Genomic DNA, 15,406 nt, shown 5'->3' with positions numbered 1-15,406 from the left:
AGCACTCCAAGCACTCCGAGAACACCAGGAACTCGGGGAACCCGGGGAAGCCGCCTCATGGGATCGCCTCGCACGGCGGCCCCATGAGGCCGGGTCAGCTCCTGCCGCCCGGCTGCACCACCATGGCCGAGCCTCCGCCCCGCCGCACCTTTTCCGCCGCCGCGAGCCAGCGCCCGTCGGGCAGCCGCTGTACGGCGGTGGCGGCGCCGATCTCCGGGTTCTGCCGGAACGCGTGGCCGAGCGCTTCGAGCCGGCCCCGGACCGGGCTGTTCCAGAGCCCCGGCTCGATCTCGGTGGTGGCCGCGTTGCGCTGGCTGGCGCGCGGGGCGGCGAGCGCCTCGACGAGCGGCAGCCCGCGGTCGAGGTGGCCGGTCAGGGACTGCAGCACGGTGGTGATGATCGTGGCGCCGCCCGGTGAGCCGAGGGCGAGGACCGGCTTGCCGTCCTTGAGCACGATGGTCGGGGACATCGACGAGCGGGGGCGCTTGCCCGGGCCCGGCAGGTTGGGATCGTGGACGGCCGGGTTGGCCGGGGCGAAGGAGAAGTCGGTCAGCTCGTTGTTGAGGAGGAAGCCGCGCCCGGGGACGGTGATGCCGCTGCCGCCGGTCTGCTCGATGGTGAGGGTGTAGGAGACGACGTTGCCCCACCTGTCGGCCGTCGTCAGATGGGTGGTGCTCTCCCCCTCGTACGTCGTCGGCGCCGCCGTACCACCGCTCCCGCACCGGCCCGGGTTGCGCGGGTCACCCGGCGCGACCGGGCTGGTCAGCACCGCGTCGTCCCTGATCAGGCAGGCGCGCGAGGCGGCGTACCGGTCGCTCAGCAGCTCCTTGGTGGGGACGTCCTCGAAGGCCGGGTCGCCCACCCAGCGCCCCCGGTCGGCGAACGCGATGCGGCTCGCCTCGATGAGCCGGTGGAGGTAGCGGGTCTCGCTCGCCCGGGAGAGGTCGGTGGGCTCCAGCATGTTGAGCGCCTGGCCCACCGTCGTGCCGCCGGACGAGGAGGGCGCCATGCCGTAGACGTCCAGGCCCCGGTAGCCGATCCTCGTCGGGGGCTGCTGGAGGGTGCGGTAGGCAGCGAGGTCGCCCCGGGTGAGGTCGCCGGGGCGGACGGTCCGGGCGGACTTCGGGTCGACCGGCGGCCTGCGGACCGTACGGACGATGTCGTCGGCCAGCTCGCCCCGGTACAGCTCGCCCACGCCCTTGCGGCCGAGCCTCTCGTAGGTGCGGGCCAGGTCCGGGTTCTTGAACACCGAGCCGACGGCGGGCAGTTGGCCGCCCGGGAGGAACAGCCGCGCGGAGGCCGGGAAGTCGGCGAAGCGGGCCTGGTTGGCGGCCGTCTGCGAGCGGAAGGTCTCGTCCACCACGAAGCCGTCCCGCGCCAGGCGTTCGGCCGGTTTCAGCAGCGTACGGAGGGACTTGGTGCCCCACGCGTCGAGCGCCCGCTCCCAGGTGGCCGGGGTGCCCGGAGTCCCGACGGAGAGGCCGCTGGTGACGCCCTCCTCGAACGGGATGGGCTTGCCGTCCTCCAGGAAGAGGGAGGCGTCCGCACTGCGGGGCGCGGTCTCGCGGCCGTCGATGGTCCGGACGGTGCGCTTCTTCGCGTCGTAGTGGACGAAGTACCCCCCGCCCCCGATGCCCGCCGAGTACGGCTCGGTCACCCCGAGCGCGGCGGCGGTCGCCACGGCCGCGTCGACCGCGTTGCCGCCCTTGCGCAGCACCTCGATCCCGGCCGCCGAGGCGTCCCGGTCGACACTGGCCACCGCTCCCCCGTACCCCACCGCCACCGGGGACTTGGGCGGGACGGGAGCCCGGTGGGCGGGGGTCGCGGAGCCCGCGGGAGCGGCGGCCCCGAGCGAGGCGACCACGGCCAGGGCGGCCACTATCGATGTGTTCCGGCCGACGGAACGGCGCATACGAACCTCCAGTCAACGGATCTCCGCGCAGGCTAGCCCGGTGACACCCGGATCGTCAGGACCGCCTCGAACGGTTACCCGAATGACCGATAACATGCCCGGCCATGACGGACGACGTGCGCAACATCGTGCTGGGCGTGATAGCCGCCGGGATCAGTGCATCGCTGGGCTGGCTGGCCCGTACCTACCTCCTGCGGCGCAAGCTCCGCCGCAAGCAGGCGTTCTTCGGGCTGCCGGCCCACTCCGAGTGCCTGCTGGTCGTCAACCGGTACGCGGGCGCCGAGGGGGCCGTGCACCGGTACGACGTCTTCGCCCTGCTGGAGCTGTCGGCGCTGATCAAGGACTGCGGGGCCCATGCGCAGATCGTGACGCACGACGCGGCCCAGCAGGGTTTCGGGGAGCGTACGGAGTTCTGCGTGGGCGGCCCCTCGGCCAACCAGCGGATGGCGGCCCATCTGCGGACCCTGCTCCCCGGCGTACGGATCAACACCGAGCCGGAGGCCGGACCGGACAAGGTCGCCTTCCAGATCGGTTCGGAGCGCTACCGGCTGGAGCCGGGGACCTCGGAGTACGTCCTGCTCGCCCGACTGACGGGCGGTCAGGAGGCGCGCCCGGTCTTCCTGTTCTGCGGGCAGCGGGCCATCACCAACCAGGCGGCGACCCGTTATGTGACACGCCACTACGACAAGCTGCTGCGCAAGCACGGCAACAAGTCGTTCGCGCTGCTGCTGAAGGTGGTCAACTCCCAGGCGTACGGCCCCGATGTGGTGGAGGTCGTCGGCGATGTGACGCGTGCGGCGCAGGCGCCCGTACCGACGGCTCCGCCCTCCCACCGGGCCACCGACTGAACGCCCCCGGTCACGCTCAGCGCCGCAGCCGCGCCCGTCCCGCGTCCACCATCGCGTTCAGCTCGGCGATCCGCAGGGGGCGGGCCAGCAGCACCACGGTGAGCAGGAGCACGAGCGTCCCCGCTCCGGCGGCCGCCACGTCTCCCGCGCCCTCGGCCGCGCGGGCCGCCGCGTAGGCGAGCGCCCCGGCGGGCAGACAGGCGGCGATCAGCCGGAGGTGCGCGCCGAGGGTGGGTGAGCGCAGCAGCCGGCCCGTGCCGGTGGCGGAGACCCGGCGGGAGAGGACGTACGCGGTGACGGCGAAGCCGGTGCAGAAGGCCACCGTGCTCGCCGCGGCCATCCCCGTCACCGCCCAGCGGGCGGGCAGCAGCCAGAAGGCCGCGGCCGAGAGGCCCCCGTTGACGGCGGCGACCACCAGGTTGAGCAGAAAGGGGGTGCGGGTGTCGCTCATCGCGTAGAAGCCGCGCGCGAGGACGTACTGCCCGGAGAAGGCGATCAGCCCGGGGGCGAAGGCCATCATGATCCCGGCCATCACCGTGATGTCTGCGTCGGTGGTGCGGCCGTACCCGTAGACCGAGCCGATCACCCAGGGCGCGAGGACCAGGAACGCGGTGGCGGCGGGCACGATGACGGCGGCGCTGGTCCGCAGGGCGTACCCGACGTCGCGCCGCACCCCGGCGAGGTCCCCGTCGGCCGCCGCCCGGCTCATCCGGGGCATCAGCGCCGTGACGAGCGAGACCGTGATGATGCCCTGCGGGACGACCCAGAGCTGATAGGCGTAGCTGTACGCGGTGTAGCCGGCGCCGCCCGCCACGCCCTGCGCGTCCGCGAGCTGCTGGGTGGTGGTGGAGAGCCGGGTGACCACCCAGTACGCCAGTTGGTTGGTGAGGACCAGCAGCACGAGCCAGCCGGCCGAGCGCATCGGCCGGGTGAGCCCGCTGCCGCGCCAGTCGAACCGGGGCCGCCAGCGGAAGCCCGCACCGCGCAGCGCGGGGATCAGGGCGAGCGTCTGCACGGCGATCCCGGCGGTGGTGCCCCAGCCGAGGAGGTGGGCGTGCGCGTCGGAGAGGGTGCCGTCGGAGCCCGCGGCGACGGCGATGTAGAGGCCGAACACCCCGATGATCACGACGTTGTTGAGGACCGGGGTCCACATCATGGCACCGAACCGGCCGCGGGCGTTGAGGACTTGGCCGAGGAGGGTGAAGAGCCCGTAGAAGAGGATCTGCGGCAGGCAGTAGCGGGCCAGCGCGGTCGTCAGCTCCGCCTGGCGGCCGTCGTAGTCGGTGTACAGGCCGACGATCAGGGGCGCCGCCGCCACGGCGAGTGCGGTGAGGGCGAGGAGGCCGACGGTGCACAGGGTCAGCAGCCGGTCGGTGTACGCCACTCCGCCGTCGGCGTGCTCCTTGGCGGCGCGGACCAGTTCGGGGACGAAGACCGCGTTGAGCGCGCCGCCGATGAGGAGGATGTAGAGGATGTTGGGAACGGTGTTGGCGACCGTGTAGCCGTCGGCGGTCATCGCCGTGCCGAGCGCGGCGACGACGACCGCGGAGCGGACGAAGCCGGTGGCCCGGGAGACGACGGACCCGGCCGCCATGACCGCCCCGCTGCGCAGGACGGAGGCGGAGCGGGGCGCCGCCGCCGCGGGCCGGGACGCGTCAGCCGCGGCCGCCGCCTCTTCGGGCCGGGGCTTCCCGGCTCCGTCCCGCGCACCGGCCTCCCCAGGCTTTCCGGGCTTTCCGGCTCCGTCTGGCACACCGGCCTCCCGGGGCTTCCCGGCCCCGTCCCGTTCACCGCCCCCATCCGGCTTTCCGGGCCCGTCCGGTATCGCCTTCCCGTCCGGTGTCCCGGCCTCCCCCGGCTCGGCGGTCACGCCCACAGGTCTCTCCCACGTCCGAGGTTCTGGCCGACGGTGGAGGGTACTCCGCGCGGTCCGGCGCCGGTCGGGCGGGGCGTCGGCGGAACCCGGCGGGGAGAAGACGGAACCTCGCAGGGCCGAAATCGCCTCTCATCTGTCGAGTCCTGCTGCCCTGGAGGTTGTTCCGTTGAGTTCCGCACGCCCGCGCATCCGCCGCCGTACCGCCCTGACCGCCGTCCCCGCGGCGCTGCTCACCGCCTCCCTCACGGCCTGTTCGGGCGGCGGGGCGGTCGGTTCCGCCGTGCAGGCGGGTGGGGACGCCAAGGCCCCGGAGACCAGCATCTCGGTGAACCTCACCGGCGACGCGGCGGCTCCGGGTGAGCCCGTGAAGGTCACGCTGGCGCACGGGAAGCTGAAGACGGTGTCGGTGACGGCGGGCGAGGACGGGCAACTGGCCGGGAAGATATCCGCCGACGGGCGGACCTGGATATCCGAGCGGGTCGCGGCTCCGGGCACCGCGTACACGGTCGAGGCGAAGGACGCGGACGGCGGCAGCGACAAGGCGGCGTTCACGACCGCCGAGGCGGAGAAGGTGAACAAGCTGACGCTCGCGCCGGGCAAGAACACCACGGTCGGCATCGCCCAGCCGCTGTCGATCGTCTTCGACCACCCGGTGAAGAACAAGGCGGCGGTGGAGAAGGGGCTGAAGGTCTCCACCTCGAACGGCACCGAGGGCTCCTGGGGCTGGCTGCAGGACCACTCGGGCAAGGACCGCGTCGACTGGCGGCCCCAGGAGTACTGGAAGCCCGGCACGAAGGTCACGCTCAAGGCCGAGCTGAACGGCATCGACACGGGCGCGGACGGCGGCTGGTTCGTCCGCGACTACCTCACGACGTTCACCATCGGCGCGGCCCAGGTGGTCAAGGTCGACCTCGACGGACACCGCCTCGCCCTGCACCGCGACGGCAAGCAGGTCATGGACATCCCGATGTCGGCCGGTACGCCGGGCGGCAAGAAGGCCTCCTGGCGGGGCACGGCCGTCCTGATGTCGAAGGAGGGCACGATCAACATGAACTCCGAGACGGTGGGGCTCGGGGACGCCTACGACAAGATGGTCGACTTCTCGATGCGGCTGACCTGGTCGGGGATGTACGCGCACGCGGCCCCGTGGAACGCCCCCTACTTCGGCAACGCCAACCGCAGCTCGGGCTGTCTCGGGATGAGCGACGCCAACGCCTCCGCGCTCTACGAGCAGGTGCGGGTGGGCGACCCGTTCGAGATCACCGGCGCCGACGCCAAGGGCACGGTCGCCGAGGGGAACGGCTACGGGGCGTGGAACGTCTCGTGGACCGACTGGCAGGCCAAGAGCGCGCTGAGCTGACGCGCGCGCGGACCGCCGCGCCGCCCCCGGCCACCGCGGGCGGCGCACGCGCCCTCGTACCACCGCGGGCCGCGCACACGTCCCCCTACCACCGCCGGCCTGGCGCTCGTCCCCGTATCACCGCGAGACTGCTGACACCACGTCCAACAATCGTTACCTTCACGCAACACACCCGGTAGTTACCAGCGGTAAACCACCGGGGTTACCGTCGGGTCACTTTGCACTGACACGCGTGAGGAGTGACCCGTGGTACGTCCGAAACCCGCTCTGCGCACCACCGCCTCGATCACCACCGCCGCAGTCCTGCTGACCGGAGCCGCCCTGGGCGCGGCTCCGGCGGCAGCGGCCGCGCCCGTCCCCGCTTCGGCGAGCGCCTCCGCGCCGGGGCTGACGTTCCACGACATCCCCGGTTCCGGCGGCATCACGCTCAAGGGCAACGTGTTCCGGCCCGCCACCGGTCCGGCCGGGGCCAAGCACCCGCTGATCGTCTTCCCCACCAGCTGGGCCATGCCGCAGATCGAGTATCTGGCGCAGGCCCAGAAGCTCGCCGACTCCGGTTACGTGGTGGTGAGTTACACCTCGCGCGGCTTCTGGCTCTCCGGCGGGAAGATCGAGGTGGCCGGGCCCCCGGACATCGCGGACGCCTCCGCCGTCATCGACTGGGCGCTCGCCAACACCTCGGCGGACCCGGACAGGATCGGCATGGGCGGGGTGAGTTACGGGGCGGGCATCAGCCTGCTGGCCGCCGGGCACGATCCCCGGATCAAGGCGGTGGCCGCGCTGAGCGGCTGGGCCGACCTCATCGAGTCGATCTACAGCGGCCGGACCCAGCACCTCCAGGCCGCCGCCCTGCTCGGCGGGGCGGGCGTGCTCACCGGCCGTCCGAGCGACGAACTCTCGCAGACGCTCAAGGACTTCCTCGGCTCCAAGCTGGACAAGGAGCCGGAGATGGTCGCATGGGGGGCCAAGCGCTCCCCCGCCACCCACCTGGACGCGATCAACGCGAACGGCGCGGCCATCCTTATGGGCAACGCCTGGGGCGACACGATCTTCCCGCCCAACCAGTACGCCTCGTTCTACGAGAAGCTCACCGGCCCCAAGCGGCTGGAGTTCCGCCCCGGCGACCACGCCACCGCCGAACTGACCGGCCTCTTCGGTCTGCCGAACGACACCTGGACCAACACCCGCCGCTGGTTCGACCGTTATCTGAAGGACGAGCGCAACGGCATCGACAGCGAGCCGCCGGTCCAGCTCAAGTCCCGTACGGACAAGGGGTACGAGGGGTACGCCGACTGGAAGTCGGTCGGCGCGGCGGAGAACCGCATCGCGCTCGACGGGACGAAGAAGGTGTGGGCCAACGTCGATTCGGGGGCCAACGGCGGCATCACGCTGCTCTCCAACGCGCTGGACCAGTTCCTGAAGCTGCCGCCCACCGTCTCCGTACCCCTTCTGCCGCGCACCTTCGCGAGCGTGTGGCAGTCGGAGAGATACGGCTCCGAGCAGCGCGTCCGGGGCACGGCCGAGCTGCACACCACGGTCACCAGCACCAGGTCGAGCGGCACCTTCGTCGCGTATCTGTACGACGTGGGACCGCTCGGGATCGGGAAGCTGGTCAGCAACGCCCCGTACACGTTCCACGGGCAGACGCCGGGCCGGCCGTTCGCCGTCGACCTGGAGCTGTTCTCCACGGCCTACGACGTCCCGGCCGGTCACCGGCTCGCCCTGGTGATCGACACCGTCGATCCGCTGTACATCGAGCACAACCCGACCGGCGCGCAGCTGACCTTCTCCTCGCCCGCCTCGGACCCGAGTCATCTCTCGGTCCCGCTGCGCGAGAAGTGATCACCGACTGCTGCCGGGCGGGACATGCTCGGCTACTGGCCTCCCGGCAGCAGCTTCCCCGGCTCGGCCGGGGCCACCCCCACCGCCTCCGTCCTCGGATTGCGCCGTTGCCGTTTCGCCACCCAGGTGGCGAACCACGAGAGCAGCATGCACAGTCCGATGTAGATCGGAGAGATCACCATCACGACGGGGATGAAGGGAAGATCGTAGTCGAGATTCGACGCGATCAGCTTTCCCGCGTGGAGGAATTCCTCGTAGGTGATCAGATATCCCAGTGAGGTGTCCTTGAGCGCGACCACCAGCTGACTGATGATGGTCGGCAGCATCGCCCGTACCGCCTGCGGGGCGAGGACGAATGTCATGACCTGCGTCTTGCGCATCCCGAGGGCGTACGCGGCCTCCCGCTGGCCCCGGTCCACGGCGTTGATCCCGGTCCGGAAGACCTCCGCGAGGACCGAGCCGTTGTAGAGGGTCAGTCCGGCGACCAGGGCGGGCAGCGCGTGCACCTTCAGCGCCACGAAGATGAAGAAGATCATCACCAGCACCGGCATGGCCCGGAAGAACTCGACCAGCAGGGTGCAGAGCCAGCGCACCGGGCGGTGCACGGAGAGCCGGCCGACCGCGAGGACCGCGCCGAGCGCGAGCGAGAGGACAGCGGCGTAAGCGAACGCCTTGAGCGTGTTGCCGAGGCCGCGCAGCAGCAGTTCCTGAATGCCCTTGTACTCGAAGGGGCGCCACTTCTCGGCGGTGAACTGGTCGGTGTCGAAGAGGAGATAGACGATCCAGCCGACGAGCGCGAGGATCACGGCCGTCGAGGCGATCCCGTAGAGCAGATGGCGTCGGCGGGCCTGCGGGCCGGGGATGTCGTAGAGCGCGGTGGCGTTCGGGGCGGAGTGGGTCATCGTGCGACTCCCCAGCGCTTCTCCATCACGTTGAAGAGCGCACTGATGGTGAGGGTGATGATCAGATAGCCGACGGCGATCCAGACGAACGTCCAGATGATGCTGTAGCCCAGCTCGTTGAGCGTCCGGTAGGTGCCGAGCAGCTCGGTGACGCTGAACGCCCCGGCGATCGCGGAGTTCTTGGCCAGCGCGATCAGGGTCGAGCCGACGGGCGGGATCACCGAGCGGAAGGCCTGCGGCAGGACGACGGTGCCCAGCGTCTGGCCGAAGCTCATCCCGAGGCTGCGGGCAGCCTCGCCCTGGCCGGTGGGCACGGTGTTGATGCCGGAGCGCAGCACCTCGCAGATGAAGGCGGAGGTGTAGCAGCCGAGCGCCAGGACGGCGAAGAGCTGGAACGGCAGGACGAGCCCGAAGCGGGGCAGGCCGAGGAGGACCGCGAAGAAGAGCAGCGTCAGCGGGGTGTTGCGCAGCACGGTCACCCAGACCGTGCCGAGCACCCGCAGCGAGCCGACGGGCGCGACCCGGAACGAGGCCATGACGAAGCCGAGGGCGAGGGCGAGGGCCGAGGAGTAGACGGTCAGTTCGACGGTGCCGAGGAAGCCCTTGCCGTAGAGGGAGAAGTTGTCTGTCAGTACGTCCATGGGTGGGCCGTCCCCCTCAGTTCGCCGGGTAGCGGTCGATGGGCGGCGGGGTCGGCGCGGGCACTCCGGAGAGGCCCAGCGTCGCTTCGAACGCCTTCTTCCAGTTGCCGTTCTTCTCGTTCGCCTCCAGCGCGTCGTCGAGGGCGAACCGCAGCGCGTTGTCGGAGCGCGCCACACCGATGCCGTACGGCTCCTCGGAGAAGGACTTGCCGACGACCTTCATCTCGTCCGGCGCCTTGGCGGCGAAGCCGAGGAGGATGGCGTCGTCGGTGGTGACGGCATCGACCTGGTAGGTCAGCAGGTTGTCGACACAGACCGAGTACGTGTCGTACGCGACCAGGATCGCCTTGGGGTACTCCTCGGCGATGCGCTGGTAGGGGGTGGTCCCGGCGGCCGAGCAGACGGTCTTGCCCGCCAGGTCCTGGGGGCCGTTGATGTCGTCCTCGTCGGTCCGCACCAGCAGGCCCTGACCGGCCATGTAGTAGGGCCCGGCGAACCCCACGAGCTTCTTGCGCATGTCGTTGATGGTGTAGGTGCCGACGTAGTAGTCGATCTGGCCGTTCTGGAGCGCCGTCTCGCGGTTGGCGGAGGCGATGGTCCGGAAGCGGATGGTCTTCGGCTCGAAGCCGAGCGAGGCCGCCATCATCCGGGCGATCTCGATGTCGAAGCCGGAGTAGACCCCGCTGGCCGGGTCCTTCTCGCCCAGGTAGGGCTGGTCCTCCTTGGCTCCGACGATCAGGTAGCCGCGGCGCTCGGCCTTCCGCCAGGTGGCCGATTCCGGCAGCTGGAACCCCTGGTCCACCTGGTAGACGGGGAGCGCCTCGGCCTTGGGGCCCTTGACCGGCGGGCTGCCCTCCTTGCCGCAGGCGGCGGCGAGGACGGCGAGCAGGAGGCCGAGGGCGAGCGCGGTGCGGCGCCCGAGGCCGGTGCGCGGACTGGTGGTACACGACACGAGAAGCCCCCCGTCAGTGCTTGAGGATCTTGGACAGGAAGTCCTTGGCACGGTCGCTCTCCGGCGCGGTGAAGAAGTCCTCCGGGGTGCGGTCCTCGATGACGCGCCCGTCGGCCATGAAGACGACGCGGTTGGCGGCGGACCGGGCGAAGCCCATCTCGTGGGTGACCACGACCATGGTCATCCCGTCCCGGGCGAGCTGCTGCATGACCTCGAGGACCTCGTTGATCATCTCCGGGTCGAGCGCGGAGGTGGGCTCGTCGAAGAGGAGCGCCTTGGGGTCCATGGCCAGGGCGCGGGCGATGGCCACGCGCTGCTGCTGGCCGCCGGAGAGCTGGGCGGGGAACTTGTCGGCGTGGGCGGCGAGGCCGACCCGCTCCAGCAGTTCCCGCGAGCGCCGGTCGGCCTCCTCCTTCTTGCGCTTGCGGACCTTGATCTGGGCCAGGGAGACGTTGGCCAGCACGGTCTTGTGAGCGAAGAGGTTGAACGACTGGAAGACCATGCCGACTTCGGCGCGGAGCTGGGCGAGGCCCCTGCCCTCCTCGGGGAGGGGTTTTCCGTCGATCAGGATGGCGCCGGACTCGATGGCCTCCAGCCGGTTCACCGCCCGGCAGAGGGTGGATTTCCCGGAGCCGGAGGGGCCGATGACCACCACCACCTCCCCGCGGCCGACGGTGAGATGGATGTCCTGAAGTACGTGCAACTCTCCGAAGTGTTTGTTGACGTCCCTCAGTTCGATCAACGGATCGACGGCCATGCGCTGCCCTACCCACTTGTCGCTGTGTCGAGGTCAGCGCAAACTATCCATCCCAAAAAGGGACTTCGCACTCGACACGCGCCAATGGCGCATAAGGCTGTTTATCTCTCTTGAAGATGAGTTTCCGGGGACGGGGCGCACTCCGGGGGTCCGATTCTCGCCACGGAGGGTCGGCTCTCGCCCTCCGTGGGGGTCAGTTCTCGGCCGACTCCGCGTAGAGCTGCGAGAGTTCGGGGCTGCCCGACATGGCCCAGTCCAGCCCGGCGGCGACGACGTCGATCTCCCGCCCGGACTCCAGCCTCACCACGGGCTGCCCGCTCGGCCAGACGTGCCATACGGCACCCGGAACGGTGCGCACGAGCACGGTGCCCAGGTAGAGACCCGCGTCGTTGCCCAGCCAGGGCAGCTCCTCGGGGTCGTCGCGCCAGCGGGGCTGGAGCTGGTCGAGCGCGGCCAACGAAGCCGGGGTGTCGTCGAGTTCGAGCCCTTGCCGCCCCGCCCGGGCACGCAGCAGTTCGCATTCGGCGAGCAGTTCGGCCACACCGCCGGGATCAGCCTCGACGGCGGACGCGAGCGCGTGGCCCTGCGTACCACCCTGACGCTTACGCCAGTTGTCCAAGAAAGGGATGTTCATACCACTAGGGTCCCATCCTGGCCAGGTTCCGCACCACAGGGCGCGCGGGGGCCCGGGGGAAGCCGGGGCGCCCCGCCGGAAGCCGAAGAGGGCGCCGTCCTGGTGGACGGCGCCCTCACGGGGTGATCAGACGGCTCAGCCGAAGGCCTTGAAGGCCGACCAGTCCGAGGAGATGACGATCTTCGCCGGACCGTTGGTGTTCGTCTTCGACGGGTGGTAGACGCGGGTCTGGCCGTCCGCCTTGAAGCGGACCCACATGTCGGGTATCCGGTCGCCGTTCAGGTCCGGGACACCGATGACGGCGGAGATGTTCGTGTCGGCCCAGTTGTTCCCGTACAGGACGTCCCCGTCACGGGAGTTGGCGCCCGTGGTGAGCGAGACCAGGTCCACGCTGCCCGCGACCGGGCCCGGCTTGCCGTGGCGGACGTACATGTTGCCGTTCGAGCGGTTGCGCCACACCAGGTCGGGCGTACCGTCCAGGTCCACGTCGGCCACGTTGATGATCTCGCGGACACCCCAGGCGTCGGCGTTCATCCGGGTCGCCTGCTGGAAGCCGCCGCCGGTGTAGCCGCTCAGCGCCCAGAACGCGTCCCCGACCCGTACGAACAGGTCGGGAAGCTTGTCGCCAGTGATGTCCCCCACGGCCTTGATCTGGTCCCAGGTGGCCGGGTCCGGGGCGTTGGACGGCAGCCGCACCCGCAGCCGCTTGTCGACGTTGAAGCTGCCGTAGCCGTCACCCGGGTAGAGCCAGAAGCCTCCGTCGGGGGTGCGGGCGAAGAGGTCGGTGACGCCGTCGCCCGGGTAGACGTCGGAGTGCTTGCTGATCAGCGCCGTCTTGTTGGTGGCGGCGTCGTACCAGTGGCCCGGCGGGTTGAGCTTGCCGTCGGTGGTGTACGAGGCGGCCAGGGAGCCGAACAGCTCGCCGTCCACGTCCCCGACGTAGGTCCGCAGGTTGCCGGAGGAGTTGATGACCAGCAGGTCGGGCCGGCCGTCGCCCCCGGTGTCGCCGGGCCCGTCGGCGGTGTCCCGGGGCGGCACGTAGAAGACGTAGTCGGTGCGCTCACTGCGGTTGCCCACCGCGTCGAACGCGTACACGTGCAGGTAGATCGGGCCGGCGTGCGGGGGCTTGAGGTTGGTGACGGTGGCGCTCCCGGAGGTGGCCGTCACCTCCTTGGCGTTCAGCCCGTTGAAGGCGTAGCTGAACTTGGTCGCGCCGCTGGCCTTGAAGGTGGCGGAACCGGTGCCGCCGAACTTGACGGTCGCCCAGGTGGCGCCGTCGGGGGTGGCCTCCAGGAACACGTCGCTGGTGACGTCGGGGGCCGGTGGGGCGGAGGCGTCCACGGTGACGCGGCAGGGCTCCGTGCCCAGCGGGAAGTAGGTGGAGACGGCTCCGGCCGAGTCCTCGGACCGTACGTCCCACGAGTAGGTGGTCTTGTCGGCGAGACTGCTGGAGGGGATCGTCACCGACCCCTTGCCGCTGCTCAGACTGGTGACGAGGGTTCCCGCGGGGGCCGTCGTGCCGTTCTTCCAGAACCGGAAGCGCAGGCCCTTCAGGTTGCCGTCAGGGTCGGTGGCGGTCGCCGAGAGGACGAGGTTGGCCCTGGCGACGGTACGGCCGGCGCCCGGTCCGGGCACACAGGCCCCGCCCGGAGAGGTCGTGCCGCCGGTCGGCTGGTTGGGCTTGCGGTTGTAGTCGACCTCCAGCGCCGCGGACTTCGCCGAGAACTTGCGCCAGGTGTAGGAGTCCTTCTTCGACTCGTCCGGGGAGCGCATGCCGACGGTGAGCGTCGCCCAGCCCTTGTCGGCGGCCTGCTGGGCCGCGTTCCGCACGTTGTACTTCACGAACGCGTCGGAGCAGGAGGAGTTGTAGCCGTGGGCGAAGGACTGCTTGCCCTGGGAGGTGTCCCACCTCGGCTGCTTGTTCCAGGTGGTGCCCGAGGAGATGGCGCCGGTCAGCGACAGCTCGTACTCGCGCTTCGTGCACGACCAGGCATAGTTGTTGATGACCTTGAACTCGGCGCTGGAGATCTCGGCGCCCTTGAGCTTGGTGTCGTAACCCATGCGCCAGAAGGCGCGGGCGGTGCCGCCGGTGTCCTGCTCGTACCCGACGCGGGCGTCGGCCGTACCGGAGTTGAAGTTGGTGCCGTTGTAGAAGCTGGTGTTGGGGTACGGCTTGTAGGCCGTCGTCCACGCCTTCCAGCCGGGCTGGATCGTCGGGTCCAGGAAGACGGGGAACAGGACGTCCTCGTCGCTGAACAGCCCACTGGCGGAGACGTCCAGGCTCAGCCGGGCGTCACCGGTGCCGTCGCCGTCCAGACGGGTCGCCAGCGGGCTCTGCCGGGCACCCGGCTCGATGCCGACCAGGCCGGAGAGGTTCAGCACGTCCTCGGGGGTGGCCACGGTGGTACGGGGCCCGGCCTCCGGGGCCTCGGGGTCCATCCCGGCGGAGTCCCAGCCGAAGGGGGTCGGGATCGAGGTGATCTCGTCGCCGGTGGCCCGGTCCACGACCAGCACGCCGTCGGTGGTCTCGTCGTGGCGGAACACCGCCGTCTCGGAACGGAGGCCGTACGTCAGCGATGTGACGGCGTCCTGGGCCGCGGCCTCCCTCGTCTTCACGATCAGCAGCTGGCCGAAGCCGCCCTCGTCACGGGCGACGAGCAGCAGGTCCACTCCGGGCAGCACCTCGGAGTACAGGGCGCGGGGTCCGTCGAGCAGGGGCTCGGGCAGCGGTCCGGGCCAGGTGTACGCGATGGTGTGGCCGTCGAACTCCGACTCCGCGAGGACGGTCTCACCGGCCGGGGTGCGGTCGGCCAGGGCGAGCAGCGGCACCCGGGCGTACGAGCGCCCGGCCCGGTCCCCGCCCTTGCGGGCGCCGTCGGCGCTGCCGTCGGAGAAGCGCACCGGGACCGGGGCGTTGACGGGGCTGATGCTCAGCCCGTCGTCGGCCTTGCCGGTCCGCTTCAGGGTGGTGTCGATGTCCGCCCAGCGCCCCTCCGCGTTCTTCACCCGCTGCGGCAGCGCGTGGAACTCGGCGCGCCACTGCCCGCTGGGCAGCGCCCAGGTGCGGGAGGTGGCCGTGGTGGCGGTGTCGACGAGGACCTTCTTGCCGCGGCGGAGCGCCTCGGCCATGGCGGCGCTCTCGTCGCGGAGCCCCGTGGAGACGGGCTTGGCCGGCTTGGCGACGGCCGGGCCGTCCCCACCGGGTGACGGACTGTCGGTTCCGGGCTGCCACCAGGGCAGCAACGCGGCGGTAAGCGCGGCCAGCAGGAGGCCGAGGGTGCACGTCAGCCTGGTGCGCGTACGCACGAAGGGGCTGAGGAGGCGTGGCGCGGACACTGCGGGCTACTCCCGTGGGGCCGGACGGAAAAGGGATGGCAGAGACGATCCCGTTCGACGGACCGGTGGGCGGAGAGCGCCGAACGATCGCACAGGGACCGCAAGGAGTGTCCACCATGAGAAGTTCATTAATTCGTTACAGCTGTGTGGAAAGTGAGGAGAGTGATACCGGGTATCTCCGATTTTGACATCTCTTGACGGGCCGTTATGGACTCACAGGAGCGGAAGCAGGGCCATATGCCCGAACTGACAGCCCGTACGGCGATCTAGCGGATCTTGTCCTGTGTTCCAACTCACGTGCGTCCCCCCGTCGTCACCTTCCGTGATCTTGCCCAACGGTCCACCC

At 70.6% G+C, this 15,406-nt stretch carries 11 protein-coding genes; 3 read left to right on the top strand and 8 right to left on the bottom strand.

The features are described from left to right. Positions 1-94: 94 nt before the first annotated feature. A complete protein-coding gene (ggt, locus tag ACQ9ZG_RS28415) occupies positions 95-1,912 on the bottom strand; it encodes a gamma-glutamyltransferase (protein WP_109917192.1) in 1,818 nt (605 codons plus the stop codon). A 104-nt stretch (positions 1,913-2,016) separates the two neighbouring features. On the opposite strand from ggt, the gene ACQ9ZG_RS28410 reads away from it, so the two are divergent. Continuing rightward, positions 2,017-2,760: a hypothetical protein gene (locus ACQ9ZG_RS28410; protein WP_028418274.1), complete on the top strand. Its 744-nt coding sequence runs from the start codon at positions 2,017-2,019 to the stop codon at positions 2,758-2,760. 16 nt (positions 2,761-2,776) lie between these two features. On the opposite strand, the gene murJ is transcribed toward ACQ9ZG_RS28410, so the two are convergent. Continuing rightward, entirely contained in the window at positions 2,777-4,372 is a 1,596-nt protein-coding gene (murJ, locus tag ACQ9ZG_RS28405) for a murein biosynthesis integral membrane protein MurJ (RefSeq protein ID WP_499281643.1), read from the bottom strand. A gap of 430 nt (positions 4,373-4,802) precedes the next feature. Here murJ and ACQ9ZG_RS28400 point away from each other — a divergent pair, with 430 nt between their 5' ends. Together ACQ9ZG_RS28400 and ACQ9ZG_RS28395 are read left to right on the top strand one after the other, a co-directional pair. Beyond that, positions 4,803-5,996, top strand: a complete 1,194-nt coding sequence (locus tag ACQ9ZG_RS28400) for a L,D-transpeptidase (protein ID WP_109914413.1) — start codon at positions 4,803-4,805, stop codon at positions 5,994-5,996. A 246-nt stretch (positions 5,997-6,242) separates the two neighbouring features. After that, positions 6,243-7,838 carry a CocE/NonD family hydrolase gene (locus tag ACQ9ZG_RS28395; protein ID WP_109914581.1) on the top strand — a complete coding sequence of 532 codons (1,596 nt, stop codon included), beginning with the start codon at positions 6,243-6,245 and terminating at the stop codon, positions 7,836-7,838. Positions 7,839-7,870: 32 nt separating this feature from the next. Here the strand turns inward: ACQ9ZG_RS28395 and ACQ9ZG_RS28390 are convergent, their stop codons facing one another. From ACQ9ZG_RS28390 to ACQ9ZG_RS28365, 6 genes are all read right to left on the bottom strand, one after another. Next, complete coding sequence (locus ACQ9ZG_RS28390; protein ID WP_028418270.1) at positions 7,871-8,740, bottom strand: amino acid ABC transporter permease; 870 nt, start codon at positions 8,738-8,740, stop codon at positions 7,871-7,873. Beyond that, on the bottom strand, positions 8,737-9,381 hold the full coding sequence (locus ACQ9ZG_RS28385) for an amino acid ABC transporter permease (RefSeq protein WP_018491468.1): 645 nt from the start codon (positions 9,379-9,381) through the stop codon (positions 8,737-8,739). Before ACQ9ZG_RS28385 ends, ACQ9ZG_RS28390 begins: the two co-directional genes overlap by 4 nt. 16 nt (positions 9,382-9,397) lie before the next feature. Continuing rightward, positions 9,398-10,333 (bottom strand): glutamate ABC transporter substrate-binding protein, encoded by a 936-nt coding sequence (locus ACQ9ZG_RS28380; RefSeq protein ID WP_084991194.1) that lies wholly within the window; start codon positions 10,331-10,333, stop codon positions 9,398-9,400. 13 nt (positions 10,334-10,346) lie between these two features. Further along, positions 10,347-11,090, bottom strand: coding sequence for an amino acid ABC transporter ATP-binding protein (locus tag ACQ9ZG_RS28375; RefSeq protein WP_018491470.1), 744 nt, complete (start codon positions 11,088-11,090; stop codon positions 10,347-10,349). 193 nt (positions 11,091-11,283) lie between these two features. Then, positions 11,284-11,724 carry a DUF6278 family protein gene (locus tag ACQ9ZG_RS28370; protein WP_018491471.1) on the bottom strand — a complete coding sequence of 147 codons (441 nt, stop codon included), beginning with the start codon at positions 11,722-11,724 and terminating at the stop codon, positions 11,284-11,286. Between the two features lie 135 nt (positions 11,725-11,859). Continuing rightward, positions 11,860-15,060 carry a DNRLRE domain-containing protein gene (locus tag ACQ9ZG_RS28365; protein ID WP_109914582.1) on the bottom strand — a complete coding sequence of 1,067 codons (3,201 nt, stop codon included), beginning with the start codon at positions 15,058-15,060 and terminating at the stop codon, positions 11,860-11,862. Positions 15,061-15,406 lie beyond the last annotated feature (346 nt).

This window comes from Streptomyces araujoniae (genome assembly GCF_050871195.1).
Classification (GTDB): Bacteria; Actinomycetota; Actinomycetes; order Streptomycetales; family Streptomycetaceae; genus Streptomyces; species Streptomyces bacillaris.
Note: the sequence above shows the minus strand (reverse complement) of the source record. Positions and strands in the feature narration are given on the sequence as shown.